Annotated in this window: 30 protein-coding genes; 12 read left to right on the top strand and 18 right to left on the bottom strand. The window is 74.2% G+C overall.

Annotation, left to right across the window (positions count from 1 at the left end; all coding sequences use genetic code 11):
* Window positions 1-24: 24 nt before the first annotated feature.
* From OHV05_RS33615 to OHV05_RS33635, 5 genes are all read right to left on the bottom strand, one after another.
* Window positions 25-924, bottom strand: a complete 900-nt coding sequence (locus OHV05_RS33615; RefSeq protein ID WP_405021088.1) for an endonuclease/exonuclease/phosphatase family protein — start codon at window positions 922-924, stop codon at window positions 25-27.
* 85 nt (window positions 925-1009) lie between these two features.
* Window positions 1010-1843, bottom strand: a complete 834-nt coding sequence (locus OHV05_RS33620; RefSeq protein ID WP_403035389.1) for a PIG-L family deacetylase — start codon at window positions 1841-1843, stop codon at window positions 1010-1012.
* A 92-nt stretch (window positions 1844-1935) separates the two neighbouring features.
* Entirely contained in the window at window positions 1936-2307 is a 372-nt protein-coding gene (locus OHV05_RS33625; protein ID WP_405021089.1) for a hypothetical protein, read from the bottom strand.
* A gap of 115 nt (window positions 2308-2422) precedes the next feature.
* Complete coding sequence (locus tag OHV05_RS33630; RefSeq protein ID WP_405021090.1) at window positions 2423-3715, bottom strand: M48 family metallopeptidase; 1293 nt, start codon at window positions 3713-3715, stop codon at window positions 2423-2425.
* A 124-nt stretch (window positions 3716-3839) separates the two neighbouring features.
* Window positions 3840-4562, bottom strand: a complete 723-nt coding sequence (locus tag OHV05_RS33635; RefSeq protein WP_405021091.1) for an LURP-one-related/scramblase family protein — start codon at window positions 4560-4562, stop codon at window positions 3840-3842.
* 266 nt (window positions 4563-4828) lie between these two features.
* Between OHV05_RS33635 and OHV05_RS33640 the strand changes: the two genes are divergently transcribed.
* The 3 genes from OHV05_RS33640 to thpR are packed head-to-tail and all read left to right on the top strand — an operon-like array spanning window position 4829 to window position 7918.
* The gene (locus OHV05_RS33640; RefSeq protein WP_403035384.1) at window positions 4829-5578 is read left to right on the top strand and encodes an ABC transporter ATP-binding protein; all 750 of its coding nucleotides are present in this window, start codon (window positions 4829-4831) and stop codon (window positions 5576-5578) included.
* Entirely contained in the window at window positions 5575-7293 is a 1719-nt protein-coding gene (locus OHV05_RS33645; RefSeq protein WP_405021092.1) for a hypothetical protein, read from the top strand. The genes OHV05_RS33640 and OHV05_RS33645 overlap by 4 nt, the downstream gene beginning before the upstream one ends.
* Window positions 7294-7336: 43 nt before the next feature.
* Complete coding sequence (gene thpR / locus OHV05_RS33650; protein WP_405021093.1) at window positions 7337-7918, top strand: RNA 2',3'-cyclic phosphodiesterase; 582 nt, start codon at window positions 7337-7339, stop codon at window positions 7916-7918.
* A 7-nt stretch (window positions 7919-7925) separates the two neighbouring features.
* Here thpR and OHV05_RS33655 read toward each other — a convergent pair whose 3' ends face one another.
* On the bottom strand, window positions 7926-9329 hold the full coding sequence (locus tag OHV05_RS33655) for a mycothione reductase (RefSeq protein WP_405021094.1): 1404 nt from the start codon (window positions 9327-9329) through the stop codon (window positions 7926-7928).
* Window positions 9330-9457: 128 nt separating this feature from the next.
* Here OHV05_RS33655 and OHV05_RS33660 point away from each other — a divergent pair, with 128 nt between their 5' ends.
* The 3 genes from OHV05_RS33660 to OHV05_RS33670 all read left to right on the top strand — a co-directional run bounded on the left by OHV05_RS33660 (window position 9458) and on the right by OHV05_RS33670 (window position 11099).
* On the top strand, window positions 9458-10159 hold the full coding sequence (locus OHV05_RS33660; protein WP_405021095.1) for a helix-turn-helix domain-containing protein: 702 nt from the start codon (window positions 9458-9460) through the stop codon (window positions 10157-10159).
* A gap of 95 nt (window positions 10160-10254) precedes the next feature.
* On the top strand, window positions 10255-10809 hold the full coding sequence (locus tag OHV05_RS33665; RefSeq protein ID WP_403035376.1) for a dihydrofolate reductase family protein: 555 nt from the start codon (window positions 10255-10257) through the stop codon (window positions 10807-10809).
* A 104-nt stretch (window positions 10810-10913) separates the two neighbouring features.
* Window positions 10914-11099: a hypothetical protein gene (locus OHV05_RS33670; RefSeq protein ID WP_405021096.1), complete on the top strand. Its 186-nt coding sequence runs from the start codon at window positions 10914-10916 to the stop codon at window positions 11097-11099.
* Window positions 11100-11215: 116 nt separating this feature from the next.
* Here OHV05_RS33670 and OHV05_RS33675 read toward each other — a convergent pair whose 3' ends face one another.
* A complete protein-coding gene (locus OHV05_RS33675) occupies window positions 11216-12421 on the bottom strand; it encodes a saccharopine dehydrogenase family protein (protein WP_405021097.1) in 1206 nt (401 codons plus the stop codon).
* Between the two features lie 114 nt (window positions 12422-12535).
* On the bottom strand, window positions 12536-13657 hold the full coding sequence (locus OHV05_RS33680) for an FAD-dependent oxidoreductase (RefSeq protein WP_405021098.1): 1122 nt from the start codon (window positions 13655-13657) through the stop codon (window positions 12536-12538).
* A gap of 53 nt (window positions 13658-13710) precedes the next feature.
* Here OHV05_RS33680 and OHV05_RS33685 point away from each other — a divergent pair, with 53 nt between their 5' ends.
* From OHV05_RS33685 to OHV05_RS33695, 3 genes are all read left to right on the top strand, one after another.
* On the top strand, window positions 13711-14403 hold the full coding sequence (locus tag OHV05_RS33685; protein WP_405021099.1) for a TetR/AcrR family transcriptional regulator: 693 nt from the start codon (window positions 13711-13713) through the stop codon (window positions 14401-14403).
* Between the two features lie 214 nt (window positions 14404-14617).
* On the top strand, window positions 14618-15100 hold the full coding sequence (locus OHV05_RS33690) for a hypothetical protein (RefSeq protein WP_405021100.1): 483 nt from the start codon (window positions 14618-14620) through the stop codon (window positions 15098-15100).
* 123 nt (window positions 15101-15223) lie between these two features.
* Window positions 15224-15973 carry an ATP-grasp domain-containing protein gene (locus OHV05_RS33695; RefSeq protein WP_405021598.1) on the top strand — a complete coding sequence of 250 codons (750 nt, stop codon included), beginning with the start codon at window positions 15224-15226 and terminating at the stop codon, window positions 15971-15973.
* A gap of 54 nt (window positions 15974-16027) precedes the next feature.
* On the opposite strand, the gene OHV05_RS33700 is transcribed toward OHV05_RS33695, so the two are convergent.
* The 5 genes from OHV05_RS33700 to OHV05_RS33720 all read right to left on the bottom strand — a co-directional run bounded on the left by OHV05_RS33700 (window position 16028) and on the right by OHV05_RS33720 (window position 19976).
* Window positions 16028-16363, bottom strand: coding sequence for a hypothetical protein (locus OHV05_RS33700; RefSeq protein WP_405021101.1), 336 nt, complete (start codon window positions 16361-16363; stop codon window positions 16028-16030).
* 97 nt (window positions 16364-16460) lie between these two features.
* The gene (locus tag OHV05_RS33705; protein WP_405021102.1) at window positions 16461-17702 is read right to left on the bottom strand and encodes an ABC transporter permease; all 1242 of its coding nucleotides are present in this window, start codon (window positions 17700-17702) and stop codon (window positions 16461-16463) included.
* A complete protein-coding gene (locus OHV05_RS33710; protein ID WP_405021599.1) occupies window positions 17699-18412 on the bottom strand; it encodes an ABC transporter ATP-binding protein in 714 nt (237 codons plus the stop codon). The genes OHV05_RS33705 and OHV05_RS33710 overlap by 4 nt, the downstream gene beginning before the upstream one ends.
* A gap of 2 nt (window positions 18413-18414) precedes the next feature.
* On the bottom strand, window positions 18415-19461 hold the full coding sequence (locus tag OHV05_RS33715; protein ID WP_405021103.1) for a peptidoglycan-binding protein: 1047 nt from the start codon (window positions 19459-19461) through the stop codon (window positions 18415-18417).
* Window positions 19458-19976 (bottom strand): hypothetical protein, encoded by a 519-nt coding sequence (locus tag OHV05_RS33720; protein ID WP_405021104.1) that lies wholly within the window; start codon window positions 19974-19976, stop codon window positions 19458-19460. The genes OHV05_RS33715 and OHV05_RS33720 overlap by 4 nt, the downstream gene beginning before the upstream one ends.
* A gap of 86 nt (window positions 19977-20062) precedes the next feature.
* On the opposite strand from OHV05_RS33720, the gene OHV05_RS33725 reads away from it, so the two are divergent.
* Both OHV05_RS33725 and OHV05_RS33730 read left to right on the top strand, forming a co-directional pair.
* Window positions 20063-21241, top strand: a complete 1179-nt coding sequence (locus tag OHV05_RS33725; RefSeq protein WP_405021105.1) for an ATP-binding protein — start codon at window positions 20063-20065, stop codon at window positions 21239-21241.
* 5 nt (window positions 21242-21246) lie between these two features.
* A complete protein-coding gene (locus OHV05_RS33730; RefSeq protein WP_405021106.1) occupies window positions 21247-21906 on the top strand; it encodes a response regulator transcription factor in 660 nt (219 codons plus the stop codon).
* Window positions 21907-22087: 181 nt separating this feature from the next.
* Here the strand turns inward: OHV05_RS33730 and OHV05_RS33735 are convergent, their stop codons facing one another.
* From OHV05_RS33735 to OHV05_RS33750, 4 genes are all read right to left on the bottom strand, one after another.
* Window positions 22088-22441: a hypothetical protein gene (locus OHV05_RS33735; protein ID WP_405021107.1), complete on the bottom strand. Its 354-nt coding sequence runs from the start codon at window positions 22439-22441 to the stop codon at window positions 22088-22090.
* Between the two features lie 58 nt (window positions 22442-22499).
* Entirely contained in the window at window positions 22500-23039 is a 540-nt protein-coding gene (locus tag OHV05_RS33740; protein WP_405021108.1) for a DUF4259 domain-containing protein, read from the bottom strand.
* Between the two features lie 213 nt (window positions 23040-23252).
* The gene (locus tag OHV05_RS33745; protein ID WP_405021109.1) at window positions 23253-23975 is read right to left on the bottom strand and encodes a dienelactone hydrolase family protein; all 723 of its coding nucleotides are present in this window, start codon (window positions 23973-23975) and stop codon (window positions 23253-23255) included.
* A gap of 200 nt (window positions 23976-24175) precedes the next feature.
* Window positions 24176-25093 carry an NAD(P)H-binding protein gene (locus tag OHV05_RS33750; protein WP_405021110.1) on the bottom strand — a complete coding sequence of 306 codons (918 nt, stop codon included), beginning with the start codon at window positions 25091-25093 and terminating at the stop codon, window positions 24176-24178.
* Between the two features lie 109 nt (window positions 25094-25202).
* Here OHV05_RS33750 and OHV05_RS33755 point away from each other — a divergent pair, with 109 nt between their 5' ends.
* The gene (locus OHV05_RS33755) at window positions 25203-26135 is read left to right on the top strand and encodes a LysR family transcriptional regulator (RefSeq protein ID WP_405021111.1); all 933 of its coding nucleotides are present in this window, start codon (window positions 25203-25205) and stop codon (window positions 26133-26135) included.
* A gap of 181 nt (window positions 26136-26316) precedes the next feature.
* Here OHV05_RS33755 and OHV05_RS33760 read toward each other — a convergent pair whose 3' ends face one another.
* A complete protein-coding gene (locus tag OHV05_RS33760; protein WP_405021112.1) occupies window positions 26317-26616 on the bottom strand; it encodes a hypothetical protein in 300 nt (99 codons plus the stop codon).
* Window positions 26617-26773 lie beyond the last annotated feature (157 nt).

Here is a 26773-nt window from a genome sequence, read left to right on the forward strand (position 1 = left end):
AGTGCCCGCCGTGAAAGGCCGAGGCTAAAGCGGCAGCTCGACCACCAAGGGCCGGTGGTCCGAGATCGGCATTGCGGGTGCCCGCACCGGATCGGGCCGGAACACATCGAGGCCGGCCACGAGGACGTGGTCGAGCTGCACCAGGGGCCGGTGCGCCGGAAAGGTCCGGACCCGGCCGGCCGAACGCCAGCCCGCCCGGGGCGTCGCGGACCGCGACCGGGGGAGCAGGCCGGCCGCGTCGAGGGTGGCGGTGGGGATCGCGCCGCCGAGGTTGAAGTCGCCCAGCAGGACGTGCGGGCGGGGCAGGTCGGCGATCCAGCCGGGTACGGCGAGAAGTTGACGGACGTTCCACCCCGGGACGTACGACAGGTGCAGCGCCACCGCCGTGAACGGGCCGCGCCGTCCCTGGAGCACGGCGGCCAGGGCCGCGCGCGGCCGGTCGCGGATCACCGTGAGACCGGCCCGCCCGGCCACCGGCAGCGGCAGGGCGACGGGAGGCGCGGTGAACCGGCGGGCCCGCCAGTGCAGGACCGGCAGTGAGGTCAGCAGCGCCACGCCGTGGGAGGGGGCCGTGCCGTTGTGCCCGGTACCCGGCGGGCCGTACACCCGCATCCCCGGTTCGGACCGGTCGGGCTCCCAGACCCGGCCCGGCCGCGACCGGGCGTGCAGGGCCGAGACGTACCGCCAGTCGGTGGCGCCGGTCGCCTCGGCGATCGCCCGGGCCTGGTCGACGGAGCCGGACCGGTCCTGGAAGCGGTCGAGCTCCTGAAGTGCCACCACGTCCGCGTCCAGGGCCGCGACGGCGTCGACGAGCGGGCCCACGGTGGCGGTGCCGGGGGCGGTCGACGGCCGGCCGTCGGCACCGGCCTGCCGTCCGTGCAGGACGTTGAAGGTGGCCAGGCGCACCGGCGGGGAGTCGATCACGGTCAGACGCTACAACAGCGGTACCGGCCGCAGGCGTTGGGGGACGACCGCCCGGCCCGGGCGGGGCCGGGCGGTCGACGGGGGATCAGCGCAGACCGGCGAACAGGTCGTCCTCGGGCAGCGCCGCGCCGGTGGTGTCCCGGACCCGGACGAAGGTCTCCACACCCATCAGCTCGGTGAACCGCTCCAGGCCCATCTTCAGGAAGAAGATGTTCTCGCCCTGGCTGGCGTGCGCGGCCAGCGAGTCGAACTTCTGGGCGCTGAACGCCGCGGTGTCCACCCAGGTGCGGATCTCCTCGTCGGGGAGCCCGATCTCGGGGAACTCGAAGTCCTCCTCCGACTCCGGCTGCCCGCCGGTGTCCCCGAGCTCGCGCATGACCTCGCCGAACCGCCGCATCGTCGAGTGCGGCATCGTGGTCCAGTACACCTTCGGGGTGAGGTCGGTCAGCTCCAGCGCCGCCGTGGTGATGCGGTTCGCCTGGATGTGGTCGGGGTGGCCGTAGAAGCCGTTCTCGTCGTACGTCACCACCACGTCGGGCCGGTACTGCCGCAGCAGCTCGGCCAGGCGGGCGGCACCCTCCGCCACCGGTGTCCGCCAGAAGGAACCGGGCGCGTCGTTGGCGGCCCAGCCCATCATCCCGGAGTCGGCGTAGTCCAGCAGCTCCAGGTGACCGATGTTCAGCACCTCGCAGCTGGCCTCGAGTTCCCGGCGGCGCATCGCCGCGACGGCCGCCGGGTCGTGCCCGGGTTCCCCCGGCTTCACGCCGCCCGGTCCGTCACCGCACCCGCCGTCGGTACACGTGACGAGCACGGTGCGGATGCCCTCCGCGGCGTAGCGGGCCAGGACGCCGCCCGTCCCGGTGGCCTCGTCGTCGGGGTGGGCGTGGACCGCCATCAGGGTCAGGGGCCGGTCAACCATGGAAGACATCCTCCGGTTCGAATGGTGCCCGCCGCGTCGGCGGCCGGGTCCGGTCAGTCGATCAGTACGCGGCCCGGGGGCCGCGTCCGGGGTCACAGCGGGACGAGCACGTCCTCGTGCGCCCCGTCCAGGACGAAGCCGTTGTCGAAGCGGACCCGCACCGTCACCCGGTTCCCCTGCTCCCGGAAGGCCGCCCACTCCGGCTCCAGGGCGGCGATCCCGCCCTCCAGGCGCCTGCGGCTCTCCGTCGGCATGGTGTGGCCGTAGTCCTCGAACAGCGCCTTGAGCCGCCGGTACTCGCGGACCGCCTCGCGCTCCGGGAGTTCGCCGTCGACCCGCTCCACGGTGCCCTCGACCCCGGCGCCCAGGGCGAGGAAGCCGACCACGGCCGATCCGGAGACCGCCTCGCCGATCCCGAGGTCCACCGCCAGCCGTACCCGCCGACCCTCCGTCAGCCCGCCCATCCGCTCTCCGCCTTCCACCCGCTCGGTACCGCCGGCCCGGCCGGCCCGCTGCCCTGCCATTATCCGCCGCGTCCGACGCTGTTCCGGTTGCGGCCGCCGCTCCGCCGGGACCGGGTCAGCCGGTCAGCAGGTCCCGGCCCACCCGGTCCCGGGCGGGGGCGAGTTCGGCCTCCACCCGGTCCTGGTCGGCCTGGTCGAACGGCACCGGGGACGGTTCCACCGGACGGGCCAGCAGCAGCTGGATCCTCAGGTGGGTCGGCGGGTGGGTGACGTCCACCGCGCCGAACTCCCGGGCGGAGAGCCGCAGCCGGCGCTCCCGCTCGCGTGGGGTGAGGCTGTCGGTGAGGGTGGACAGCTCGGTCCAGAGGTCCGCCGTGGCGGGGCCCCCGGGACCGCGCTGTGACCGGCTGCGGGCCCGGACGACGGCGCTCTCCACGCTCGGGCCGAGCAGGAGCGTGCCGAGCATGTTGCGGGCCGCGGCCGGCGAGGCCACGGTGGCGGCCAGCTGGTCGGCGAGGTACTCGGCACCCTGGCCGGAGCGGACGCTGAGCCGGTCGAGCAGGGACAGCAGACGCTCCGTCAGGGTGAGCAGCAGCTGCCGCGGCAGCACCAGCAGGGCCTGCGCCAGGTCGACCAGCGAGTCGCCGGAACGACTGCCGCCCTCGCGGGCCAGCAGGTGCCACTCCTGCAGCGCCGTCAGCGCGGAGTGCAACCACAGGCCGCGGCGGTGGTCGCCGTTGACGTCGTGCCCGAACTCGTGCCCGAGCAGGGCGACGCGCTGCGGCGCGGTCAGTACCGCCCAGAACGGCAGACCGATGCTCAGCACACTGCGGCGGCGCAGCCCGTGCCGGCCGAAGGAGGCGTTGAACTCGTCGGTGACCTGGATGAAGTCGACCGGCCGGGCGCCCACGGCGGCCGCCACCCGGTCGGCGAGCGCGTAGAGCGCGGGCGCCTGAGTGCGGGTCAGGAAGGTGTGGTCGGGCCTGATCCGGCCGAGGCGGGGCCGCACCAGCAGGGCGAGCAGCAGGCCGAACCCGCCCAGTACGCGGAGCGGCAGGGTGCTCGACAGCACGACGAGCCACAGCGAACCGAGCAGCACGGTCAGGGTCACCAGGTGGACCAGGCCCGCCAGTGCGGCGGCGGCGATCCAGCTCCGGTCCTGCACGGCGCTGTCGCCACGCTCCAGCGACTGGTACAGCTGCTCCACCCGGTAGCGCACCAGCTGCTTGCGCCGCTCGTCCCTGGCCTGCGCGCGGGCCGCCCGGCGGCGGCGCTTCGGGTTCGGCGCCGGGGCCGGCCCGGCGGGCACCAGGTTCCACTCGCAGGCGTGGCACCAGGTCGGGAACCGGTCGTCGGACTCCAGAACGGTGGAGCAGTCGGGGCACCGGGTGGGGGTCGTTGTGGGCACGGAGCGAGATCATGCCAGACCGGAACGACAAGATCGGATGCATTTTCGGGAGACGGTTCGAGGTGCGCGGGAGCCCCGTCCTCCGACGTGCGGAGGACGGGGCCCGGACCGGCGCGCGGTGTGGCTAGCCGAAGCCGCGGGCGTCCTGCTTCAGGGCGGTGTCCACGGTCAGCGCGGTCGCCACGACCAGGCTGAGCAGCGGGTCGGCGAGCGGCCGGTGGATCTGGAGCACGTAGTTGTCGGCCGTGGTGAACATCGTCTTCGCCAGGCCCTCCCAGGTCTTGGTGATCCGGGCGATCTCGGTGTCCGTCTCGTCGACGATGGAGAAGTTCCAGGCCCGCCAGTTCTCCGCCTTGACGGCGCCGATCTTCCGGCCGCCGACCACGAGCGCGAAGTTGATCTTGCCGATGGCGTTCTGCTGGACGATCTGGCCGACCTCCTGGCCGTCCGGACGCTGAACGATCACCCGCGACTTGATCAGCTTCGCCGGGCGGGTCAGCAGCAGCACCGGGGCACCCTGCGGGTCGCGGATCTCCAGCTTGTGGGTCAGGTACTGGTCGATCGAGAGGACCAGGCGCAGCGCCTTGCGCAGCGCACTCTGACCGACCTGGACCACCGAGCCGAGGGTGGCGCCCTGCTGGTCGAAGACCGCGTACTCGTTGGTCAGCTCGATCAGCTTGGCCTTCTGGTTCACCACCAGGACCGGCTCGGAGAAGAGGGTGCCGCCGCCACCGGAGACCGGTCCGACGCCCGCCTGCTGCTGCACCTGGCGCTGCACCTTGGCGGGGTCGCCGGCCGGGGCGGCCGGCTGCCCGGGGACACCCGGGGTGTTCGTGTTCTGGGACATGGCGGGCAGGCTAGGCCCGATCCGCCGCGCGCAGCCAGATCGTTTCCGGCTCCGGCCGCACCGGTGGTCCGTGGATTCGGCTGCGGTCGGCGGCAGTTGGCGCAGGGGGCGACGGGCGGGTGTGGCCCATCTCACAGCCGGATCCGGGGCGTCACCGGCGGAACACGCGGCGTCCCGCCGGATCCGGGTCGGTGCGGCCCTCGTCGGGCCGGCCGGCGGCCGGTCGGTACTGTGGGCGGACAACCCGTTGAGAGGCGCCCTCCCCCATGGTCAAGAACGCCGCCGAACCACGCGCCGCAGCCCGCAAGGCCCTGCTGCAACTGACCGGCGTCAGCCGCTCGTACGGTGAGCGGGAGGTGCTGCACCCCGTGAGCCTGTCGCTGGCCGCCGGCGAGTGCGTCGCGCTGCTCGGGCACAACGGCTCGGGCAAGTCGACCCTGCTCCGGGTCGCGGCCGGCCGCGACGCACCCAGCAAGGGCACGGTGCGCTTCGACGGCATCCCGATGGACGAGAACGACCCCCGGGTCCGGGCCCGGGTGGCGGTGGTCGGCGACACCGTCGCCTGCTACCCGGATCTGACCGTCCGTGAGCACCTGCTGCTGGTCGCCGTCGCGCACGGCGTCGCCGACGCGCCCGACTGGGTCGCCCAGGTGCTCACCGACCGGATGCTCACCGAACGCGCCGACGCACTCCCCTCGGCGCTCTCCTCCGGGCAGATGCAGGCCCTGCTGCTGGCCTGCGCGCTGGTGCGCCCGCGCGACCTGCTGCTGCTGGACGAGCCCGAGCAGCGGCTCGACCCGGACGCCCGGCGGCACCTGGCCGAGCTGCTCAAGGGCGAACTGGCGGACGGCGTCGCGGTGTTGCTGGTCACCCACCACACCGACCTCGCGCTGGACGTGGCCGACCGGGTGGTGGTGCTGGAGGACGGCAAGATCCTCAAGCAGGGTGCGACCCGCAAGGTCCTGGCGGCGGAGTTCGCCGCCCGCACCGCCGCAGGCTCGGCGGGTGCCCGGTGACCACCGCCCACCCGGCGGCCGAGGCCGACTCCGCCGTCGATTCCGAGTCCGCTGTCGAGCCCTGGACGGACGACGACGACTGGACCGACGAGACCCTCGCCCTGCTGCGTGCCCTGCGCGCCCCGCACCGGCGCAGCCGCGCCAAGTCCGTGGGCTTCGCGGTCTACTGCGTGGTGCTGATCCTGATCATCTGGGGCGGCGTGCCCAGCCTCGGCCTGTTCCTGCAGGCGTCGATGGGCGCCGACTACACCGGCCACGGCGGCGACCTGCTCGCCGCGATGCCCGCCGGCATCACCGCGATCGGGCTGGCCACCTTCCTGCTGCTGGTCCGGGACGGCCTGTGGCGCGGCCCGGTGGTGCCGCCCCGGGCGGCGGCCGACTGGCTGCTGATCCACCCGGTCCGGCCGCGCCCGGTGCTCCGGCCGTGGTTCTGGCTGTCCTGCGCGGTGGCCGCGTTCCCCGGCCTGGTGGCGGCGGTCGGCGGCATGGTCGCGCTCGGGCTGACCGTCCGGGTCGGCCTGCCGGCCGCGCTCGGCTGGTGCCTGCTCGGCGGGCTCGGGGTGCCGCTGCTGGCCACCTGCGCCGCGCTGCTGGTGGAGCGCAGCGACCGCGCCGCCCGCTGGGTGCGCCGGCTGACCCCGTACCTGACCCTGCTGATCGTCGCGCTCGCGGTGCAGAGCGGGCTGGCCGTCGCCGGTCACCCCGTGCGGTGGCTGGAGTCGGTCGAGCTGTGGTCGGGCCCGTGGGGCTGGGCCGCGATCGCAGCCCTGGCGCCGACCCCGGCCGCCGTGGCGGGCGGTTGGGTGGCCGCCGGACTGCTGCTGGTGTCGACCGCCGCCGCCCTGGTGCTCGCCGACCGGGCCGCCGCCACGGTGCCGCTGGCCCGGCTCCGGGAGCGGGCCAGGACGGCCGCCGGGGTGCTTGCCGCGCTCCGGACGGTCGAACTGCGCAGCGCGCGGCTGGCGGTGAACAGCGCCAACGGCAGCTCCCGGCAACGCCGGGTCCGGCTGCCGGCGCCCCGGCGGGCCTGGCTGGTGGTGCCGTGGCGGGACACCCTCGCGCTGCTCCGCTCCCCGGCCCGGCTCGGCCGCGCGGTGGTGCTGACGGTGCCCGCGGCGCTCTGCGCCGTCCTCGCGCACGGTGCCACCGGCGGGCTGTCCTGGCTGGCCACCGCCGTGGCGCTGGTGTTCGGCTACCTGGCCGTCGCGCAGTTGCTGGAGCCGGCCCGGATCGAGACGGACGACGTCCGGCGGGCCTCCTGGTCGCCGTACCCGTTCGCCGGCCTGATGCTGCGTCATGCGATCGTCCCGACGCTGGCCGCGGTCCTGCTCGGGCTGGCCTGCACCGGGGCGCTGCTGGCGGCGGGCACCGGTCCGGCGGCCTGGCTCGCCCCGGCCGCCGCGCCGGCGCTGGTCGCGGCGGGGCTGGTGAACGCCTGCCGAGGGGTGCTGCGCAAGGACCTGATGTTCTCCCCGGCGCAGGGTGCGGGCGGCGGGACGGGCCCGGTGCTGTTCGCCGCCTGGTACGCGGCCGGACCCGCCGTCGGCGTGGCGGTGCTGACGCCGCTGTTCTCCTCGGCGCTGCGCGCCGGGGCGGCCGGACCGGTCGGCAGGGCCGCCCTGATGGCGTTGGTGATCGCGGTCCTGCTGCTGCGCTGGGCACAGGCCAGGGCCGTGAAGATGAGCAAGGCCCGCCCCGGGGAGAGCACCGCCTAGCGCGGTGGGGCCTGGGGCGTCGGGGAGGTGCTAGAAATCCCTGGTGAACGATCTTCCCGAGCCCTCGACCATCCGCGTCTTCGTGGCGCTGGCCCCGCCGGACGAGGCCAAGGACGAACTGGCCGAGGCCCTGTGGGCCGCCACCGCCGGGTACCCGCGGCTGCGGTGGAACCGGATCGAGGACTGGCACGTCACCCTGGCGTTCCTCGGTGAGCTCCCCGCCACGGCGGTCCCGCCGCTGCGGTCGGCGCTGGCCGGCCTGGCGGCGTCGCACGCCGCGCTGCACCTGGGCCTGCGCGGCGGCGGCCACTTCGACGGCCGGCTGCTGTGGAGCGGGATCGACGGGGACCTGGACGGACTGCACCGGCTCGCCGCCGACGTCCGGGACGTGGTCGGGTCCTGCGGGATCGCGTTCAACGAGCGTCCGCTGCGGCCCCATCTGACCCTGGCCAGGGCCCGCCGCGACGATCCCACCAGCGTGCCGGAGGTGGCCGCCGCCCTGGCCGGGTTCGCCGGCCGGCCGTGGCGGGCCGAACGGCTCCACCTGGTCGGCAGCAACGTCGGCCGGGGGCCCGGGCCGATCCGGTACCGCGACCTGGAGGCGTGGCGGCTCGGGGCCGGCTGACGGTGGGTCAGTCCAGCGGGAGGTCCCGCAGGGCGTTCTCGACCAGTTCGGGCATGGCCGGGTGGATCCAGTACTGGTTCTCCGCCATGGCGCGGGCGTCCAGCCCGAAGGACATGGCCTGGATCAGCGGCTGGATCAGGGTCGGCGCCTCCGGGCCGATGATGTGGGCGCCGAGCAGCTCCCCGGTGGCCGGGTCGGCCAGGATCTTGGCGAAGCCGGTGGTGTCCTCCATGGCCCAGCCGTAGGCGATGCCGCTGTACTCGCGGGTCGCGGTCACGTAGCGGCGTCCGTCGGCCCGGGCCTGCTGCTCGGTCAGCCCCACCGAGGCGATCCTCGGGGCGGAGAAGACCGCGTGCGGGACGTAGCGGTGGTCGGAGCTGCGAGGGGCGTCCGGGTGCAGCAGGTTGTGCCGGACCGTGCGGGCCTCGTGGTTCGCGACGTGCTTGAGCTGCCGGCGGGAGGAGACGTCGCCGAGGGCCCAGACACCGGGCACCGTGGTCGCCTGCCGGGCGTCCACGACGATCCGGCCGTCCGGGTGCAGGGCGAGCCCGCCCGCGGCGGCGTCCACCAGATCGGCGTTGGGCCGGCGGCCGGTGGCCACCAGGAGTTCGTCGGTCTCCAGGGTCTCGGGGCCCTCGGGACCGTCGAGGTGGAGCAGCAGGGTGTCCCCGGTGCGGGCGGCGCGCCGCAGGGTGCGGTTCAGGCGGACGTCCCACTGCCCCTGGGCCAGCTCGGTGAAGCGGCGCGCGAGGTCGGTGTCCTCCTGACGCAGCAGCAGGTCGCCGCGGGCGACCAGGGTGACCTCGACGCCCAGCGAGGAGAACACGTGGGCCAGTTCGGCGGCGACGAAGCCGGAGCCCAGGACGGTCATCCGGCGCGGGAGCCGGTCCATCCGCATGACGGTGTCGCTGGTGCGGTAGCCGAGCGCGTCGTCCAGGCCGGGCACGTCGGGGATCACCGGGCGGCTGCCGACGGCCACCACGACCCGGTCGGCGGTGAGCGTGACGGGACCGTCCGCGGTGTCCACCCGCAACTGCCGCACGCCGGTGAAGCGGGCCGTGCCGCGGTAGAGGGTGACGTTGTCGGACCCGGTCGCGCGGTAGCGCTCGCCGGCGGCCGCGATGGGGTCGATCCGGCCGAAGACCCGGTCGCGAACGGCAGGCCAGTCGACGCCGCGCAGCGCCAGGTCGAGGCCCAGGACGGCGCCGTGCTCGGGGGCGCGGGCGGTGTCGGCGGTGTGGACGAACATCTTGGTCGGGATGCAGCCGACGTTGAGGCAGGTGCCGCCGAAGCTGTCGAGCGGGCCGACGCCCTGCTCGACGAGGGCGACCTGCCAGGCGTCGAAGCGCTGGTCGACGATCGAGTTCCCGGAGCCGGTGCCGATGACGACGAGATCGAGATGACGGTCCATGAGGGAGACCCTATCGGCCGGGTGCAAGGCCACCGGGTGGCGCTGCGGATGCCGGCCGGGCCCGTTGTCGGAGGGAGGTGTGAGACTGGAGGTGCCGGGTCGGCCGGGTGGTCTGCGAGGAGTGCGGGATGGGTCTGGTGATCGAGAGCCGGCCGTCGGAGCTGGCCCACGTCGAGCGGGTGTGGCGCAGTCGCAGCGAGGACGCCGGCCGGATGATGTCGGTCGCGACGTCGCACTGGGAGCTGGTGTTCTGGGAGCGGCACGGCCTGACGCAGGCGGCGGTGCTGGGGCCGGAGGCGAAGGCGTCCTGGGCGCCGGTGCCGGGGGACGCGGCCTTCTTCGGGATCAGTTTCGCGCTGGGCACGTCGATGCCGCACATCCCGGTCAGCCGGCTGGTGGGCGGCAACGCGTCGATCCCGGACGTGACGCGGCGTTCGCTGTGGCTGAAGGGTTCCGCCTGGCACGTTCCCGACTACGACAACGCCGAGGCGTTCGTGCTGCGGATGGTGCGCGAGGGCATCGTGGACCTGGACCCGGTGGTGCCCGCCGTGCTCGGCGGCGCCGGCCCGGAGGTCTCCGACCGCACCCTGCAACGGCGGTTCGTCGCGGCGACCGGCCTGACCCAGGGCGCCGTCCGGCAGATCGGGCGCGCCCGCCAGGCCGCCGTGCTGATCCGGGAGGGGGAGCCGGCCCTGGAGGTCGGGCACCGGCTGGGGTACTTCGACCAGCCGCACCTGGCCCGGTCGTTGAAGCGGTACGTGGGTCGGACGGCCACGCAGCTGAGCAGCCGGGACACGGCCGAGCCGCTGTCGCTTCTGTACAAGACCTGACCTCGGGGCCCGCCTAGTGTTCACGACGTGGCCGACGGGACCGGCCCGTCCCGACCGGGACGGGCGGTGGGTCCCGCACTCATCGTGGAGGAATCATGCGCAAGGTGGTCTCGGGTCTGTTCGTCTCGCTCGACGGTGTCGCCCAGTCGCCGAACGAGTGGCAGTTCGCGTTCGACGAGGAGATGGGAGCGGCGCTCTCCGGCACGCTGGAGTCCGCCGACACCATCCTGCTGGGCCGGGTGACGTTCACCGAGTGGGCCGGGTACTGGCCGACGGTGACCGACGGGGAGGACGCCGGCTTCGCCAAGTGGATCAACGACTCGCCCAAGCACGTGGTCTCCTCGACCCTGGACAGCGTCGCGGACTGGGCGAACAGCACGCTGGTCAAGGGCGATCTGGTGGCCGCGGTGAACGAGCTCAAGGCGGGCGAGGGCAAGGACATCACCGTCGCGGGCAGCCCGACCCTGGTGCGTTCGCTGCTGGAGCTGGACCTGCTGGACGAGCTGGTGCTGCTGATCCACCCGGTGGTGGCGGGCGAGGGTCGCAGCAGGCTGTTCGCCGCCGACGGTGCGATGAAGAAGCTGGAGCTGGTGAGCGCACTGCCGACCAGCAGCGGGGTGATCATCGCGACCTACCGACCGGTGCGCTGAGCCGGGCCGCGACGCTGCCGGGGGCGGCGTCGCGGGCCGGTGCCGGGAGGCGTAGTGTGCGCCGGCGTGGTGCTGGTTTCGCCTGGTGGGGGAGTGGTTGTCGGATGCGGGTTCGGTCGGTGCGGTCGCAGGCGCGGTCGTTGTGGTGGCGGGTGGCGGCCGTGGTGACGGCTGCGGGATGGCTGCTGTTACACCACCCGTTCTGGCAGACGGTGTTGGTGGGGGTCTTCCTGGCGGTGAGCGTGGTGGACCTGGCGCTGGGCGTCGTGCAACGGCGCCGGGACCGTTGACCCGTGGCGGTTCCCCTCGTTCCCCGGCACGGGGCCGCGCTGTCGTCCCGGTAGTCGTGGACTCGCCGGTGACCGACTCGGCGTTCAGCCGGGTGGGCGGCTCCCGGCCCGCGTGTTCACTTGGAGGGCGGCGGGGTGTCCAGGACCCGGAAGGAGATGCCCGCCGCGACCAGTCGGTCGATCAGCGGCCGGCCCATCGCCACCGCCGTGGTCAACTGCCCTGCCACGGGCGGCAGATCGTCGTACGCCAGGCAGAGTGCCGACTCGGCCAGCATCTTCGCGGTCTCCTGGTAGCCCGGGTCGCCGCCGGACACCTCGGTGAAGACCGTCCGCCCGCCCTCGGCCCGGGCCAGGAAGCGGACGGTGAACCAGGAGCGGGCCCGCTGCTCCGCACTCGGCCCGTCGCCGGGCTTCCGCAGCTTCCCCAACGCCCGGCGCAGCGAAGGAAGTTGGGCGGCGACGGCGAGGGAAGCCACCGCAGCGGCACCGCCGAGGGCGATCGGCAGCCGGCGGACCGCCGCGTAGTGCGTGTAGCCGAAGTCCGGGCCGTACTCGTCCAGCGCGGCCGCCGAGCGGGACACCACCTGCGGGTCGATCGTGGGCATCGGCACGGCCCAGGCCCGCGCGGCCCGCGACCGGTGCGGCCGGCCGGTCGGCGTCCGGACCAGCCGCCCCTTCGGCCGGGGTTCGACCGCGCGGCGGGCCCGGGCGGCCCGCGCCATCGCCCGGGGCCGGGAGAAGGCCGTCATCGCCGAGGCGAAGGTGCCGCCGGAGACGGTGCCACCGGCCCGGACGAAGCCCTCCACCGAGAGTCGGGCCACCGGGCCGCCGCCGCGCAGCAGTTCCTCGACGGTGAACAGCACGCCGAGGTCGTGCGGCACCGAGTCGAAGCCGCAGGCGTGCACCAGCCGGGCGCCGGTCGCGACCGCCCGCTCGTGGTGGCGCAGGTACATCCGGTCGACGAACTCCGGCTCGCCGGTGAGGTCCACGTAGTCGGTGCCGCTCTCCGCGCAGGCCGCCACCAGCGGTTCGCCGTGCCGCAGGTACGGCCCGACCGTGGACAGCACCACCCGGGCCGAGGCGGCCACCTCGCGGAGCGCCTCGCGGTCGGCGGCGTCCACGACCAGCAGCGGCAGGTCGGCCCAGCGCGGGTCGGCCTCCGCGAGCTTCGTCCGGACGGCGGCGAGCTTGCGCTCGTTGCGCCCGGCGAGCGCCCAGCGGCAGCCGTCGGGCACGGCCCCGGCCAGGTACTCGGCGGTGAGCCCGCCGGTGAACCCGGTGGCACCGAACAGGACGAGGTCGTACGGGCGCGCCGTGGCCATCTGCAGTCCCTACTCGCGGGTAATCGACGGCGCCACGCTAGGAGCCCGTCGTGGCACTGTCAACGGCTCGGGCCCGCCGGCTCGGCGGGCCCGAGGCTTTGGTGCGCTGAGCGGTCAGGACGGGTGGACCCGGTCGAAGAGGGCGAGGGCCTGGGCGGGGTCCGGGCTCACCAGGCGTTCCAGCCCGGCTGTCGTGATCTTCGCCCACCGGCCGGCCCGCGCCCACATCCGCTCCTCGAAGGCGCGGACGGTCCCGTCCAGGTCTTCGGGGCCGGTGGCGACGGACTCGGCGAGTTCGGCGCCCTCCAGCATCGCGAGGTTCGCGCCCGCTCCCAACGGGGGCATCAGATGGGCGGCGTCGCCCAGGAGCGTCACCCCGGGGACGTGCGTCCAGGTGTGGGACACGGGCAGGACGTGGAGGGGCCGGTGGACGAAAGCGGCGCCGTGGCGGAGCAGGTCGCGGACGGGAGCGGCCCAGCCGTCGAACAGCGCCAGCAGGCTCGATCGCACGGCGTCGACGTCGGCCAGGTCCAGGCCGGTGTGCCAGTCCAGCGGCGCGCGGAACTGGGCGTACACCTTGACGTGGCCGCCGCTGTTGCGCTGGGCGACGAGCGCCCGGTTCACGCCGTACACGGCCAGGGAACCGTCGCCGACCAGCCGGGCGAGGTCGGGGTGGCGGGTGTCGACGTCGTCGAGGGAGGTCTCGACCGAGGTGACGCCGGTGTAGTGCGGCGTCACCGGTGAGACCGCCGGACGGGTCCGCGACCAGGCGCCGTCCGCGCCGACCACGAGGTCGAAGGTCTCCTCCCGCCCGTCCGCGCAACGGACCAGGACGCCGCCCCGGTCCTGCCACGGCACCACCTGTGTCACGTCCCGGCCCCACCGGACGTCGAGCGGGCCGAGCAGCAGGTCGCGCAGTCGTCCGCGGTCGATCTCCGGATTGGCCCGGTCGTCCGGCCGCGCCGGCCAGTCGCGCAGGACCGTCCCGCCCGGGTCGAGGATGCGCATGGCCTGTCCCTCGGGGCGGGACAGCGCCTCGAAGTCCGTCAGCAACCCCGCCTTGTCCAGCGCGAGTTGGCCCAGCTCCTGGTGCAGGTCGAGCATGCCGCCCGGGGGCCGGGCGTCGGGCGAGGGGTCGCGTTCGAGGACGGTGACGGGGTGGCCGTGGCGGTGCAGGACACGGGCGAAGGTGAGGCCGCCGGGTCCGCTCCCGACGACGGCGATACGATGTCTCATACCGATACACTGTATTCCGTCAGGGTGATCCAGCACAGCAGAACGGTGTGACCATGACCGTGTGGGACCGGCCGGAGCCGTCGGCACGCCCCGTGCCGCTCGACCGGGAGCGGATCGTCGCGGCCGCCGTCGCGCTGGCCGACGAGGGCGGGCTGGAGGCGGTGTCCCTGCGCAAGGTCGCCGCCCGGCTGAACGCCGGCCCGATGCGGCTGTACGGCTACATCGCCACCAAGGAGGAGCTGCTGGACCTCCTGGTGGACGAGGTCCAGGCCGAGATCCTCCCCGAGCAGCAGCCCGGTGACTGGCGGGAGGCACTGCACGTCCTCGCCCACCGCACCAGACAGGCCGCACTCCGCCACGAGTGGCTGGCCGACCTGCTCGGCGGCCGCCCGACCCTGGGCCCGAACGGCCTCGCCGTGACCGAGGCCAAGCTGGCCGCCCTCGACGGCCTCGCCGACGTCGACACCGCCCTGCGCGCCGTGGAGACCGTCAGCGCCTACGTCACCGGCGCGATCCGGCGCGAGATCGCGAACCTGCGGGCCGAGCGCGCCACGGGCCTGTCCAAGCGCGACTGGCAGCGCGCCTCCGGCCCGCACGTGACGAGGACGCTGGCCACGGGCCGCTTCCCGGCACTGGCCAAGGCCGTGCACGAGGGCACGGACGTGGACGCCGAGGCATCCTTCGCCACCGGCCTGGACTGGGTCCTCGACGCCGTGGCGGCCAGACTGAGCCCACCGCCTGCGTGACGCTCAGCCCTTGCCGGTCGTCGTGGACGGAGGCCCCTCCGCCCGGACGAGGCGCACCGGCTCGTCCGGGAGTTCGGCGCCATCGCGGAGGGCGAGGACGCAGTCCACTGCTTGCGGCAGGTTCAGCTGCTCCCAGCTCTCGGACCGCCGGGCCCCGGAGTGGAACCGCGGTGCGGTGGTTCGTCGTCGTACGGCAGGACCTTGGGGGAACATCGTGTACGCGTTCTTTGCGCTCGTCTTCGGCCTGCTGGCCTGCCTCGTTGCCGCGCCGGTGCTGACGATCCTCGGGATCAGGGCGGTGGTTCGGAGCGGTCGGGTTTCCGGCCGGGCGGACGGGGTGCGGGCGGTGGCTCTCCTCTCCGCCGCCGGGGCCGTGGTGGCGTACCTGTGGGGGGCGGTCAACCTCCTCGGTGCCGTTCTGACGACGGATGACAGTGGGGCCGACGCCTTCCCGATCCGCCCGTGCCGCGAGGGCGGGATCGATCGGGCGGAGACGGTCGTGGACCACCGGGTGAGCTTCCTGCCGTTGCGCTACACGTGCGTGCGTCGCGCCGGGGGTGACTACGCCGTGGCCGTGCCCGGGTACGTGAACCCGTTGGTGAGCGTCCTCGGGGTGAGCGCGGTCGTCGGTGGGACCTACGCCGTCGTGGCGGCGCGGCGCACCGGCCGCAGGCAACCGGTCTCCGGGGCCGTCTGACGGTCCGGTTCTCCGGCCGCCGGATTTCTCGGCTGCGGCTGACGGTGCGTCGGCACTAGCCTGGTGGTTTTGCGGAGTGGAGGAGTCGTGGTGCTGGTCATGCCCGGGCGGCGGACGTCGACGATGGAGCTGCTGGCGGTCGAGGCGGCGGGACGCGGGATGGCCGTCCGGGCTGCGGAGGATCCGGGCCCGGTGACGGGGCCGGCGTACTGGTACGGCGGGCCGGTCGCGGGTACGGGGTTGGCGGACCGGCTCGGGTTCGCGTTGCTCGAACCGACGGACGGGTGGCTCGCCGAGCTGCCGGAGGAGTTCACGGGCCGTCAGGTCCGGGCCGGGACCGTGGTGGACGCGTGGGCGCTCGACCGGCCGACGTTCGTCAAGCCGCCCCGGGAGAAGTCCTTTCCGGCGGACGTGTACGCGGACGGGTCCCGGCTGCCCGCCGGCCTGGACCCGGTGACACCGGTGCTGCTGTCGGAGGTGGTGACGTTCGCGGCCGAGTACCGGCTCTTCCTGCTGGACGGCCGGATCGCCACCGGCAGCCGGTACGCGGTGTTCGGCCGCCTCGACCCGCGCCCGCTCCTCGGGACCGGGACGGACCGCGCGGACCGGGTCGTCGCCGGGGAGATCGCGGAGTTCACCGACCGGCTGGTCGCCGCGGCCGGGCCGACGCTGCCGAGCGCCGTCGTGGTGGACGTCGGGCAGCTGCTCGACCCGTACCGCCCGGGCCACCGCTGGGCCGTGGTGGAGGCCAACATGGCGTGGTTCTCGCACGCGTACGCCGCCGAGCCGGCGCGGGTGCTGGACGTGGTGCTGCGGGCGGCGGGGCCGCGCGAACGGGTGCGGCCGGAGGACCTGGCGTTCGTGCGGGCCTGAGCGACGGTCCTGCGGCGGCCGTCCCGGGGCGAGCCCGGGTGCGAGGCCGTCGTCCTAGAGTGCTTCCTCGTAGGGGTCGCCGTGCGGCAGCCGGCCGTCCTCTTCCTGTTGGCTCGGCGGGCTCCAGGTGCCCGGCCAGGGGTTGGGGACCCGGCCGTCCCGGATGGCCCGGCGGGCGGCCCGGGTGTTGCGGTACCGGAGCGGGATCAGGGTCAGGGGCAGTTCCGCGCCCGTGCTGTCCGACCAGGCCCGGGACGGTCGGAGGTAGGTCCGGCGCCCCGGGCCGAGCTTGATCCACCGGGAGAGTGGGCACGCGACGTCGCCGGCGGGGTGCTCGATCAGCACCATGACGTCGGCGTAGTCGCTGGGGTGTTCGACGGAGTCCGGCACGACGAGGAGCGTAGCGGAACCGACCCTTCGGAGGCAGTGATCCGGCCGGGTCCGACCGTCCGATCGGAACGGGGCGGACGGACCCGGCGGCGGGCCGTCAGGGCTGGGCGAGGGCCTCGGTGGGGGAGAGGCGGGCGGCGCGGATCGCGGGGTAGAGGCCGGCGGCGGCTCCGATCAGGAGGGTCGAGCCGACGGCGGTGGCCTGGGCCCAGGCGGGGACGGAGACCGGCCAGTGCTGGGTGGCGGCGTAGCCGGCGGTGACGGCGGTGCCGAGGACGACACCCCCGGCGCCGCCGAGGGCGGACAGCAGCAGTGCCTCGGTGAGGAACTGGACGCGGATCTGGCCCCTGGTGGCGCCGAGGGATCTGCGCCAGCCGATCTCGCCCCGGCGCTCCAGCACCGAGATGATCATCGTGTTGGCGACGCCGACGCCCCCGACCAGCAGGGCGACCGCGCCGAGGCCGAGGAGCAGACCGGTGAAGGTCTGGTTGGTGGCCTGCTTGACCCGCAGGGCGTCCGAGGGGCGGTCGACGCGGACCTCGTTGGGGTGTTCGGGGTTGACGGTGCGTCCGAGCAGGGTCCGTACGTCGTCGACGGCGGCGGGGTTGATCCTGACGTAGAGCGTGCTCATCCGTCCGTCGAAGCCGAGGTGCTGTTGGGCGGCGCTCCAGCCGACGAAGGCGGTTCCGTCGAGGTCGGGGGCCAACGGGGTGGGGGCGAGCACGCCGATGACGGTGAACCACTGGCCGCCGAGCCACACCCGGGTGTCGGGGGAGGCGGTGTCGATGCCCAGGTAGCGGGCGGCGGTGGCGCCGAGGACCACGGCCTCGCCGTGCTCGGTGGCGCTGTTGAGCCAGCTGCCGGCGGCGAAGGTGGCGCCGACGGTGGCGGGCAGGTCGGCCCGGGCGGCCAGCACGGCGATGCCGTTGGTGTTGGCGGCCGGGACGCGGTCGGTGCGGTAGACGGACGCCTTGGTCCGGCCGGTGGCGGAGAGGTGTTCGACGTCGGGGATGCGGCCGGTCATGGCGGTGGCGGTGTCGGGCAGCGCGGCCTCCGCGCCGGCGAAGTCGGTGCCGGGGGTGACGGTGAGGACGTTGGTGCCGTAACGGGCGAGCCGGTGGTCCAGGTCCAGGCGGCTGGAGGAGGTGATGCCGACCACGGCGACCATCGCGGCGATGCCGATGGCGATGCCCAGGGCGGACAGCGCCGCCCGTACGGGGCGGGTGCGCAGGCCGACCGCGCCGACCCGGGCGACGTCGGCGGGCTTCAGCCGGGTGGGCTTGAGGGCCGAGCGCGGCGGTGTTCCCGGGGCGTCGGCGGTGGGGTGACGGTCGGTCATGGCCGGCTCCCGGCAGTTGCCCCCGCGCCGCCACTCGGGCGGGCGAGGGGTCGGTGGTCGTCGGTGACGCGGCCGTCGCGCATGAGGATCCGGCGGGGCAGGCCGGCCGCGAGGTCGTGGTCGTGGGTGATGACCAGGACGGTGGTCCCGGCCGCGTTCAGCTCCTTGAGCAGGGCCACGACACCCGCGCCGGAGGCGCTGTCGAGGTTGCCGGTCGGCTCGTCGGCCAGCAGCAGTCGCGGGGCGGCGACCACCGCGCGGGCGATGGCGACCCGCTGGCGCTCGCCGCCGGACAGCTCGTGCGGACGGTGCGTCAGCCGGTGCCCCAGGCCCACCCGTTCCAGCGCCTGCCCGGCCCGTTCGCGGCGGCGGCGCAGCGGCACGCCCAGGTAGAGCAGTCCGTCGGCGACGTTGTCGAGCGCGCTGACGCCCTGGGCGAGGTGGAACTGCTGGAACACGAAGCCGATGGTGCGGGCCCGCAGCGCGGCGACCCGCCGGTCCGCGAGGGTGGAGACGTCGTGGCCGGCCACCAGGACGCGGCCGGCGGTCGGGCGGTCGAGGGTGCCGGCGAGGTGCAGCATGGTGGACTTGCCGGAGCCGGACGGCCCGACGATCGCGGCGAGTTCGCCTTCGGCGACCTCCAGGCTGACGTCGTCCAGGGCCACCACGCCGCCGGGGTACTCCTTGCGGACCGCCTCCAGGGCGAGGATCGTCACGGGCCGGCCACCCCAACCCGGGTGCCCTCGGCGAGGCCGGGTCCGCTGACCTCGGCCCGCCCCTGGGCGAACATGCCGACCTGGACCGGGACCACGTGCCGGCCGCCGGGCCCGAACACCTCCACGCCGTAGCCGTCGCCGACGGCGAGCAGGGCGACGATCGGCACGGTGAGGGCGTCCTTCTTCTCCCCGCGCACCACCGTCACCTCGACCGCGTCGCCGCCGCCGAGTCCGGCCTGGTCGGCCGGGGTGGCGGTGACCCGGGTCTTGCCGCCGCCCTTCTGCCCGGTGTCGCCGTCGGCCGTGTCCGCCGGGCCCGTCGCCGTCACGGTGCCTTCGAGGGGTGTGCCGCCCGGGGCCTGCAGCCGGACCTTGGTGCCGACCTTGACCAGGGACACCTGCCGGTCCTCCAGCGTCACCGTCACCGAGCGGGTGGTGCCGGTGGTGGTGAGCACCGCCGTGCCGGGCGCGGCGGCGTCGCCGACGCGCTGCTTGTGCTCGGCGACCCGCACCGGCGCCGCGACGTACACGACCCGGCCCAGGTCGAGGGTGCCGCTCTCCGGCAGGCCCAGCGCCTTCTGCCACTTCTTCAGGGCGGTGGCCGTCGACTTGTCGAAGACGGTGTCGACCTTGAATCCGCCGTAGCCCAGCGCGCGCAGGTTCTCCTCGAACTGCCGCACGTCCGGGCCGCTCACGCCGTCCGCCAGCGCGCGGTACGCGGGCAGCGCGCCGAGCAGCACCACCACCGGCTGGTCGTCCACCCGGTACGCGGCGTCGCCCCGGTCCAGCACGGTGCCCGGGGCGGCGAGCGCGGTGACCGTGCCGGCCGAGCGGGCCGCGAGCGGCTGCGCCGGCCCGAAGTCCGCCCGGCCCGCCAGGCGTACCTGGTCCACGAGCGTGGCGCGGGTGACCAGCGCCGTCGAGGGGGCCGGCGGCTTCGGCGCGGGCGCGGGCCCGCCGCCGTCGTAGCCGAGGCCGGCGAAGACCGCCACCGCGACGCCCACCGCACCGGTCGCCGCCACGACGACCGTACGCCGGCTCACTTCGCCGCTCCGCTCGCGCCGTCGGCGTCACAGGCGCGGGACGCGTCGTCCAACTTGGTGACGGCCTGCGGGTCGTTCGGATTCATCGGCACGGCCTGCGCCTGGCCGTCCGCGGTCGGGTCGGGGTAGTCGATCCCCCGGGACCGCATGCACTGCGCGAACTTCACCCGCTGCGCCAGGTCGGCGGCGCTGAGCTTCTGCGGCTGCCCGCCGTTGGGGAGGAAGGCCCGGCACTTCTCGAACGCGTTGTCGTCCTCCGGCAGGTCCACCGCGCCCCCGCTGCTCAGCGCCTGCGGACCGGTGGACGCGGCGGGGTCCGGACCGGTGCCGATCCGACCGTCCTGCGTATCGGACATGTCCACCCCGTGCTCGCGCATGCACTGCGCGAACTTCCGTACCTGCTCCTGGTCCCCGCCCGCTGACGCACCGTCCGGATCCGCGCCGGACGCGCACCCGGTCAGCAGCAGCACCCCGACGGCGACGATGGGCCCGAGAGCCCGCAATGTCCTCTTCATGCCGCCACCCTCGCCGCGACACGGTGGCAGCCCCGTGTGGTGGGGCCACACACGGATCACACACCCGGTGTGGTCACAATGGGCGGATGAGCATGATCACCATCCGTGGGCGCCTCACCCTCTGGTACGCCGCCGTGTTCGTGGCCACCGGGGCGGCGGTGCTCGCCGCGATGTACTACCTGGTGCGGCGGGAGTTCATCAGCGCGGGACAGGCGGTGATCGACGGCATCGGCACCCCCGTCGCGGTCGAGCCCAGCGGCGTCGCTCCCAGCGGCCCCGGCGCCCATCCCAGCGCGATGGCGGGCACACCGCTGCCCTCCGTTTCGGCACAGCCGGCCAACGTCGAGGCCGCCACCACCCAGGCCCGCACCGACGCCCTGCGCACCATCGTTCTCGACACCGGAGCGCTGTTCGCGGTCCTGACCGTCGTGTCCCTGCTGCTGTGCTGGCTGGTCGCCCGCCGCGCGCTGCGCCCGCTGCGTCAGATCACCGCCACCGCCGCCGAGTTGTCCCACGACAGCCTGGACGCCCGGATCGCCCTGCCAGGCCCCCGCGACGAGATCCGCACCCTCGCCGACGCCTTCGACGCCATGCTCGACCGCCTGCAACGCGCCTTCCGCAGCCAGCGCCTGTTCGTCGCCAACGCCTCCCACGAACTGCGCACACCCCTGACCATCATCCGCACGGCCGCCGAGATGGCCCTGGACCGGGAGACCAGACCCGAGGCCCAGTACCGCCAGGCGCTGGCCACCATCGCCACCGCCGCCACCCGCAGCGACGCGATCCTCACCAGCCTGCTCCACCTCGCCCAGACCCGGCACAGCCCGACCCGCACCCCGGTGGACCTCGACCGCCTGGCCGCCGACGCCGCCGCCGCCTGGCCGGCCGACGCGCCGCGACTGCGCACCCACCTCGACGCCGCCCCCTGCACCGGCGACCCGACCCAGCTGGAGCTCCTGCTGCGCAACCTGCTGGACAACGCCGTCCGGTACAACACCGACCCCGGTGAGGTCTGGCTGGCCACCGGACGCGGCGACCGGACCTGCTGGCTGCGGGTGGACAACACCGGCCCCGTCGTCCGGCCCGGCGACGTGCCCGCGCTGCGCGAGCCGTTCCAACGCGGCGCCACCCGTACCGGCACCACCGGTGCCGGCCTCGGCCTGGCCATCGTCGACGCCATCGCCGACGCCCACGGTGCCCGGCTGACCGCCGCCGCACGCCCCGGTGGCGGACTGACCGTCACCCTCACCCTCCCCGTCAGGTGACCACCATGCTCCGAGTCCTCGTCGTCGAAGACGACACCGTCCTGGCCGGCCTCGTGGCGGAGGGCCTGCGCGAGCACGGGATGGTCGTCGACGTCGTGCACGACGGTGCCGCCGCCGTCAGCCGCGCGCTGGACGTCGTCCCCGACGTGCTGGTCCTCGACCGTGACCTGCCGGTCCTGCACGGCGACGACGTGACCCGGGCCCTGATCCGCGAAGGTTCCCCGGCCCGCATCCTGATGCTCACCGCCGCCGCCACCCTCGACCACCGCGTCGAGGGCCTCCAGTTGGGCGCCGACGACTACCTCGCCAAGCCCTTCGCCTTCCGCGAGCTGATCGCCCGGGTCACCGCACTCGGCCGGCGGGCCCCCGACCGCCGGCCCGCCGTCCTGACCCGGGGCGACCTGCACCTCGACATCGGCCGGCACGAGGTCCGCCGGGCCGGTCGCCCGGTCGCCCTCACCCGCAAGGAGTTCGGCGTGCTGACCGAACTCCTGCGCGCCGACGGCGAACTCGTCAGCGCCGAGCACCTCCTCAACCGCGTCTGGGACGAGAACGCCGACCCCTTCACCACGGCCGTCCGCACCACCGTCAAGACGCTGCGCCACAAGCTCGGCGGCCCCGACCCGATCACCACCGTGGTCGGTCGCGGCTACCGCCTGACCTGACGTCAGGTCCCGCCGTCACACCGTCGGCGCCCGCTCCGGGCGCTGTTCACGGCGGCCTCAAGACCCTTGGCCGGGCGGGTACACAGTGACGGGCCGCAGCGCCTGCGGACCGGGGGAACCGTCCGGCACGTCCTCCCCGACCTCGGCGAGGCTCTGCTCGACGCGAATCGCTGACGAGGCGTCACTGATGGTCCGGTGGCGACCTGTTGTGGGGTGCGTGGGATGCCGTTGCCCGTTCTGGCCGAGCCGCGCGGGGCCGCGAAGCCGACCCGGCCGGCTCGGTGAGGCGGGTCGACTGCTTCCCGTCGCGGTGCGAGAAGAGGTGCCCGATCGCAATGGCGGCCAAGCCGCTGATCGGTGAGGCATAAGCGCTGACCGTCTCGACGTCCATGCCTCGGATGATCCCCGTGAAGAGCACCACGGCCAGTACGGTGACCAGCAGTACCGCGAGCCAGAAACGGCTGTGCAAGGTGAAGAGGTACGCCCGGTCCTCGACACTCGTACGGCCGGGCGTCGGGGTCTCGTCACCGCTCATGTGCCGACGCCATCCGGCACCCGGGGCCGGTCGAGGTCGGTGACGCCGAGTCGACACGTCAGAGCTCGAACAGTGCGTCCTCCTGGGGCTCGGTCCGGGGGGCGAGGACTTCTCGGAGGTGGCCGACGCTCCGGCGCCACCGTGGGCCGTCTCTGGTGTCGTCCCAGAGTTCGGCGAGTTCGGATTCCGCTGCGAGGACTCTGCCGAGTGCCTCGGCGGCGAGCGTCCTTAGGTCGGTGGCGAAGGTAGGCAGCGCCTCGTGGGGGCCGAACCCAGTGGTGACCGGCTCGCCGTTCGGGCACTGCGCCGCGATGAGGGCAGCGGCAGCGACGGCCTCCACGGCTTCCGAGGCGTCGAGACTGTCCTGGGCCTCGACGGTGCGGAGCAGCGCGCGCCGGACGAGCTTCTCCCGCTCGTCCGGTTCCGCCTCGTCGAGGTCACCGGCGAAGTCCGCCGCCGTGTCGTCCTCGAAAGGGCCGATGCCCCAGGTGCCCATGCCGATCTCCTCGCGTTGCCGTTCGGGGATCCTCGCACCGGTCACCGACAGCGAGACCGCGCCGCGAGTGGTGGGGCGCCCGACGGCACCAGCGCCGGACAAGGAGCGCAACGTCTGTCCTCGGTCTGCCGGCCGGCGGGCTCGCGGCTCGCGCGGGGCCCGGCACGGCACGGTCAACCGCTCTGCCAGGTGGGCGCGTTCATGCTTCAGGCGCTGTGGGCCGCCGCCAACTCGGCGGCGGCCCACAGCGCCCGTCGGTGAGCAGTGTCGTGGCCGACGCCGCTCACCGTCGGGAGGTGGCCTGACGGCCCGGTGTCACTTCAGGTGGCGGTCCAAGAACCGGCAGCCGTCCTCGAGTTCGAACGCCGGGGTGCCGACGTGCCCGCCCAGGTTGGCGTGCAGCGTCTTCTGCTTGCTGCCGAAGGCGTCGAACAGGTCCAGGGCCCGCTGCCGGGGGTTCCCCTCGTCGTCCCACTGCAGCAGGAACAGCAGCGGAATGGTGACCTGCCGGGCCTCCTCGCGCTGGGCGCGAGGCACGTAGCCCCCGGCGAAGAAGCCTGCGGCGGCGATCCGAGGTTCGACCACGGCCAGCCGGATGCCCAGGGCGGTCCACCCGCCCGAGTAGCCGACCGGGCCGCCGATTTCGGGGAGCGAGAGGAGGGCGTCCAGGGTGGTCCGCCAGTCCGGGACCGCCTTCTCGACCATCGGGCCGATGAAGGACTCGAAGATCTCGTCGACCGGCTCGCCCGCCTGCATCGCCCGGCGGAGCTCGGCGCGGGCCTGGTCCTCGGCAGCGGTACGGGGCCGGTCACCGCACCCGGCGGCGTCGATGGTGGCCACCGCGTAGCCGCGCGCCGCCGTGTACCGGGCCCGGGCCATCAGGCGGGGATCCGCCTTGGGCAGGCCGTTGTTGTGGGACATCAGGATCAGCGGTGCCGGTGCGGACCCGGTCGTCCACAGGGTGCCGGGGATCTCGCCGAGGGTGAACTCGCGCTCGAGGACGCCGTCGTCGAAGCGCTGCTCGGAAATGAACTGCATGGTGGTGCCTTTCGGGAGTGCTCTGGAACGGCGCTCCCGGACGACCTATCGCCCGACCATGACCCCGGAGAGGAGCACCCATGTCGTCACTGTGTTCACGGGTACCACCTCCTTGTTCTCTCGCACGGCCACCGGCACCGTAGCAGCGGTCGCCGCCGCCCGCCAACGGGTTTTCGCGCGGGCCGCTCCGACCGTCGGCCTCAGTGCGGGTCGCCTGCCGCCGGTGCGGCGAGGACGGCGGGCTTGAGGGTCTGCGCGCACCACTGCGCGAACCCGGTGCCCGGGCCGGCCTGCGGCGCGCGGGTGCCGCCCGAGTCGAGGCCCTGGTCCTTGGCGCGCTTCATCTCGACCATGCCCTCGACGAACGCCTCGTCGAGGCCGTAACCGAGCAGGGCGGACCGCAACTCCTCGTACGGCTGGCGCTGGTAGCGGACCGGGCGGCCCAGTTCCTCGGTCATGATGCGGGCCAGGTCGTCGGGGGAGAGGTCCTGCGGGCCCAGCACCGGGACACTGTCGACGCCGGTCCAGGAGCGGTCGAGCAGCAGCTCGGCCGCCGTCGCGGCGATGTCGGCGACGGCCACCAGCGGGGCCGGCCGGTCCGCGGCGGCGGTGTCGGTGAAGACGCCGTGCTCGCGGATCGAGTCGGCGTCCTCCAGCAGGTTCTCGAAGAAGGACGGGTTGGCCAGGGCGCGGTAGGCGACGCCGGAGTCGGCGATCAGGTCGTCCATGGCCAGGGAGGCGGTGACCAGCCCGGCCCGGGCGGCCAGCGGGGTGCCGCGACCGAGCGCCGAGACCCCGACCACATGGCCGACGCCGTGGGCGGCGAAGGCCCGGGCGGCCGGGCGGGTGAAGCCGCGGTACGCCTGGTCGGGCGTGGTCGAGCCGTCCGGCGGGACCAGCCAGAAGACGGCGTCGGCCCCGGTGAAGGCGCGGTCGACGGTCTCGGCGTCGCCGTGCGAGCCGGTGACCACCTCGACCCGGCTGAGGACGGCCTCGGGGAGCCGGGCGGGGTCGCGGACCACGACGCGCAGCTCCTCGCCGCGTGCGGGCGCGGCCTCGACCAGCAGCGACAGCAGCCGTCGGCCGATGTTCCCGGTGGGGGCGGTAATGACGATCATGAAAACCTCGCGGTCTGGGTCGGATCGGTGGGGCCCCCTCATCCTGCTGATCCGAGTCGTGTTGCCACAATGGGAACTCCAGCAACAGATCATTGCCCGAAACGGAATCATGCCGGTGAGCAGCCCAGTCCCGAACCTCGACGCCAACCTCGCCGTCGCCCTCGACGCCCTGCTGACCGAGCAGAGCGTCACCCGCGCCGCCGCGCGGCTGCACACCTCTCCGGCGGCGATGAGCCGCACCCTGGCCCGGCTGCGACGGGTGCTCCAGGACCCGCTGCTGGTGCGGGCGGGGCAGGCGATGGTGCCCACACCCCGCGCCGAGGAACTGCGGGACGAGGCCGCCGCGGTGGTACGCCGGCTGGAGGCACTGCTCACCCCGAGCGGTGGGATCGACCCCGCCGCACTGCGGCGTACGTTCACGGTCCAGACCTCGGACCTGGTCGGCGCGGCCCTGGCGCCCGGTCTGCTCGGGCTGGCAGGCCGTCGGGCGCCCGGTGTCTCGCTGCGGGTGCTGGCCGAGGAGTGGGAGGCGGGCCCCGCGCTGCGCGAGGGCCGGATCGATCTGGAGATCGGGTCCATCGACCACGTCGACCCGGAGACCCGGGTCGAGGAACTGGTCACGCTCCGGATGGCCGCCGGCGTCCGGGCCGGCCACCCGCTCGCCGAAGGACCCCTGACCCCCGCCCGGCTGGCCGCCGTCGAGCACGTGGCGGTCAGCCGCCGGGGACGCTTCACCGGCCCGCTGGACGCGGCCCTGGCCGAGCGGGGACTCAGCCGCCGGGTCAGCGCCGTCCTGCCCGGACACCTGGCGGCGATGGCCCTGGCCGCAGCCGCCGACGTGGTCTGCCTGGTGCCGACCGCCCTGCCGGGGGAGCCTCCTTCGCCACTCGGCGACGCGGCACACGCGCTGGGGCTGCGCCTGCTGGAGATCCCGCTGCCGCTGCCACCCCTGACCATCGGCATGGCCTGGCACCCACGCCACAGCGCGGACGGTGGGCACCAGTGGCTGCGCGGCGCCGTACGGCAGGTACTGGAAGCCTGAGGGTACGGCGGGCCGGCAGCTGACAGGTCGTCAGGGGCTGCTGTACGAAGCAGGGTTCATCGGGTCATGGCCGGCTCGTCCGCCGCGGCTCGACCGCCGAGAAGGGCTGCCAGGCCGGGGTCCGGCCGGCGAGTAGGGAGCGGCCCGGCCGTCGCCGGGCCGCTCCTTCAGCTGGTGACGATCAACAGACCGCGGTGCGCTTGTAGGTGTACGGGCTGAAGCTGATCGTCGCGGTGCGCCCGGAAGGCATGGCGAGGCACTGGGTCTCGCTGCCGTTCGTGAAGACGATCGTGATGTACATCGTCTTGCCGCAGGAGTTGCCGAGGTAGACCTTCTTCAGCGACGTGTCGACGCTGCGGCTGACGCAGGCGGGCGCGGTGCCGCCCGCGGCCTGGGCCGCGCTCGCGAGGGCCACCGGTGACGCGATGGCGACCGCCGCCAGGGCGGCGGCCGTCATCTTGCTCTTCAAGGTCGTCAACATCCCGAACTTCCCTTCAGTTACCCGTCATCCGAATCGTTTGACGAGGTACGGACAATCTAGGGATTCGGCAGTGCACAAACCTTGCAGGCTGATTGCACGGCAGGTCAGGGTCACCGACCCGAATCCCGGCAGGGGGGCGGAAGCCAGGTCCCGCCAG

It is taken from the genome of Kitasatospora sp. NBC_00070 (assembly GCF_045041205.1).
Taxonomy (GTDB): Bacteria; Actinomycetota; Actinomycetes; order Streptomycetales; family Streptomycetaceae; genus Kitasatospora.

What these genes read in the sequence shown, in the direction of transcription:
- OHV05_RS33660 (WP_405021095.1), top strand. Translation starts at nt 9,458, where the DNA reads ATGGGTCTGGTGATCGAGAGCCGGCCGTCGGAGCTGGCCCACGTCGAG.
- OHV05_RS33655 (WP_405021094.1), bottom strand. Translation starts at nt 9,329, where the DNA reads ATGGACCGTCATCTCGATCTCGTCGTCATCGGCACCGGCTCCGGGAAC.
- OHV05_RS33750 (WP_405021110.1), bottom strand. Translation starts at nt 25,093, where the DNA reads ATGATCGTCATTACCGCCCCCACCGGGAACATCGGCCGACGGCTGCTG.
- OHV05_RS33755 (WP_405021111.1), top strand. Translation starts at nt 25,203, where the DNA reads ATGCCGGTGAGCAGCCCAGTCCCGAACCTCGACGCCAACCTCGCCGTC.
- OHV05_RS33760 (WP_405021112.1), bottom strand. Translation starts at nt 26,616, where the DNA reads ATGTTGACGACCTTGAAGAGCAAGATGACGGCCGCCGCCCTGGCGGCG.
- OHV05_RS33685 (WP_405021099.1), top strand. Translation starts at nt 13,711, where the DNA reads ATGACCGTGTGGGACCGGCCGGAGCCGTCGGCACGCCCCGTGCCGCTC.
- OHV05_RS33625 (WP_405021089.1), bottom strand. Translation starts at nt 2,307, where the DNA reads ATGGGCGGGCTGACGGAGGGTCGGCGGGTACGGCTGGCGGTGGACCTC.
- OHV05_RS33665 (WP_403035376.1), top strand. Translation starts at nt 10,255, where the DNA reads ATGCGCAAGGTGGTCTCGGGTCTGTTCGTCTCGCTCGACGGTGTCGCC.
- OHV05_RS33695 (WP_405021598.1), top strand. Translation starts at nt 15,224, where the DNA reads ATGGAGCTGCTGGCGGTCGAGGCGGCGGGACGCGGGATGGCCGTCCGG.
- OHV05_RS33635 (WP_405021091.1), bottom strand. Translation starts at nt 4,562, where the DNA reads ATGTCCCAGAACACGAACACCCCGGGTGTCCCCGGGCAGCCGGCCGCC.
- OHV05_RS33640 (WP_403035384.1), top strand. Translation starts at nt 4,829, where the DNA reads ATGGTCAAGAACGCCGCCGAACCACGCGCCGCAGCCCGCAAGGCCCTG.
- OHV05_RS33745 (WP_405021109.1), bottom strand. Translation starts at nt 23,975, where the DNA reads ATGCAGTTCATTTCCGAGCAGCGCTTCGACGACGGCGTCCTCGAGCGC.
- OHV05_RS33725 (WP_405021105.1), top strand. Translation starts at nt 20,063, where the DNA reads ATGAGCATGATCACCATCCGTGGGCGCCTCACCCTCTGGTACGCCGCC.
- OHV05_RS33680 (WP_405021098.1), bottom strand. Translation starts at nt 13,657, where the DNA reads ATGAGACATCGTATCGCCGTCGTCGGGAGCGGACCCGGCGGCCTCACC.
- OHV05_RS33675 (WP_405021097.1), bottom strand. Translation starts at nt 12,421, where the DNA reads ATGGCCACGGCGCGCCCGTACGACCTCGTCCTGTTCGGTGCCACCGGG.
- OHV05_RS33720 (WP_405021104.1), bottom strand. Translation starts at nt 19,976, where the DNA reads ATGAAGAGGACATTGCGGGCTCTCGGGCCCATCGTCGCCGTCGGGGTG.
- OHV05_RS33735 (WP_405021107.1), bottom strand. Translation starts at nt 22,441, where the DNA reads ATGAGCGGTGACGAGACCCCGACGCCCGGCCGTACGAGTGTCGAGGAC.
- OHV05_RS33730 (WP_405021106.1), top strand. Translation starts at nt 21,247, where the DNA reads ATGCTCCGAGTCCTCGTCGTCGAAGACGACACCGTCCTGGCCGGCCTC.
- OHV05_RS33705 (WP_405021102.1), bottom strand. Translation starts at nt 17,702, where the DNA reads ATGACCGACCGTCACCCCACCGCCGACGCCCCGGGAACACCGCCGCGC.
- OHV05_RS33670 (WP_405021096.1), top strand. Translation starts at nt 10,914, where the DNA reads ATGCGGGTTCGGTCGGTGCGGTCGCAGGCGCGGTCGTTGTGGTGGCGG.
- OHV05_RS33620 (WP_403035389.1), bottom strand. Translation starts at nt 1,843, where the DNA reads ATGGTTGACCGGCCCCTGACCCTGATGGCGGTCCACGCCCACCCCGAC.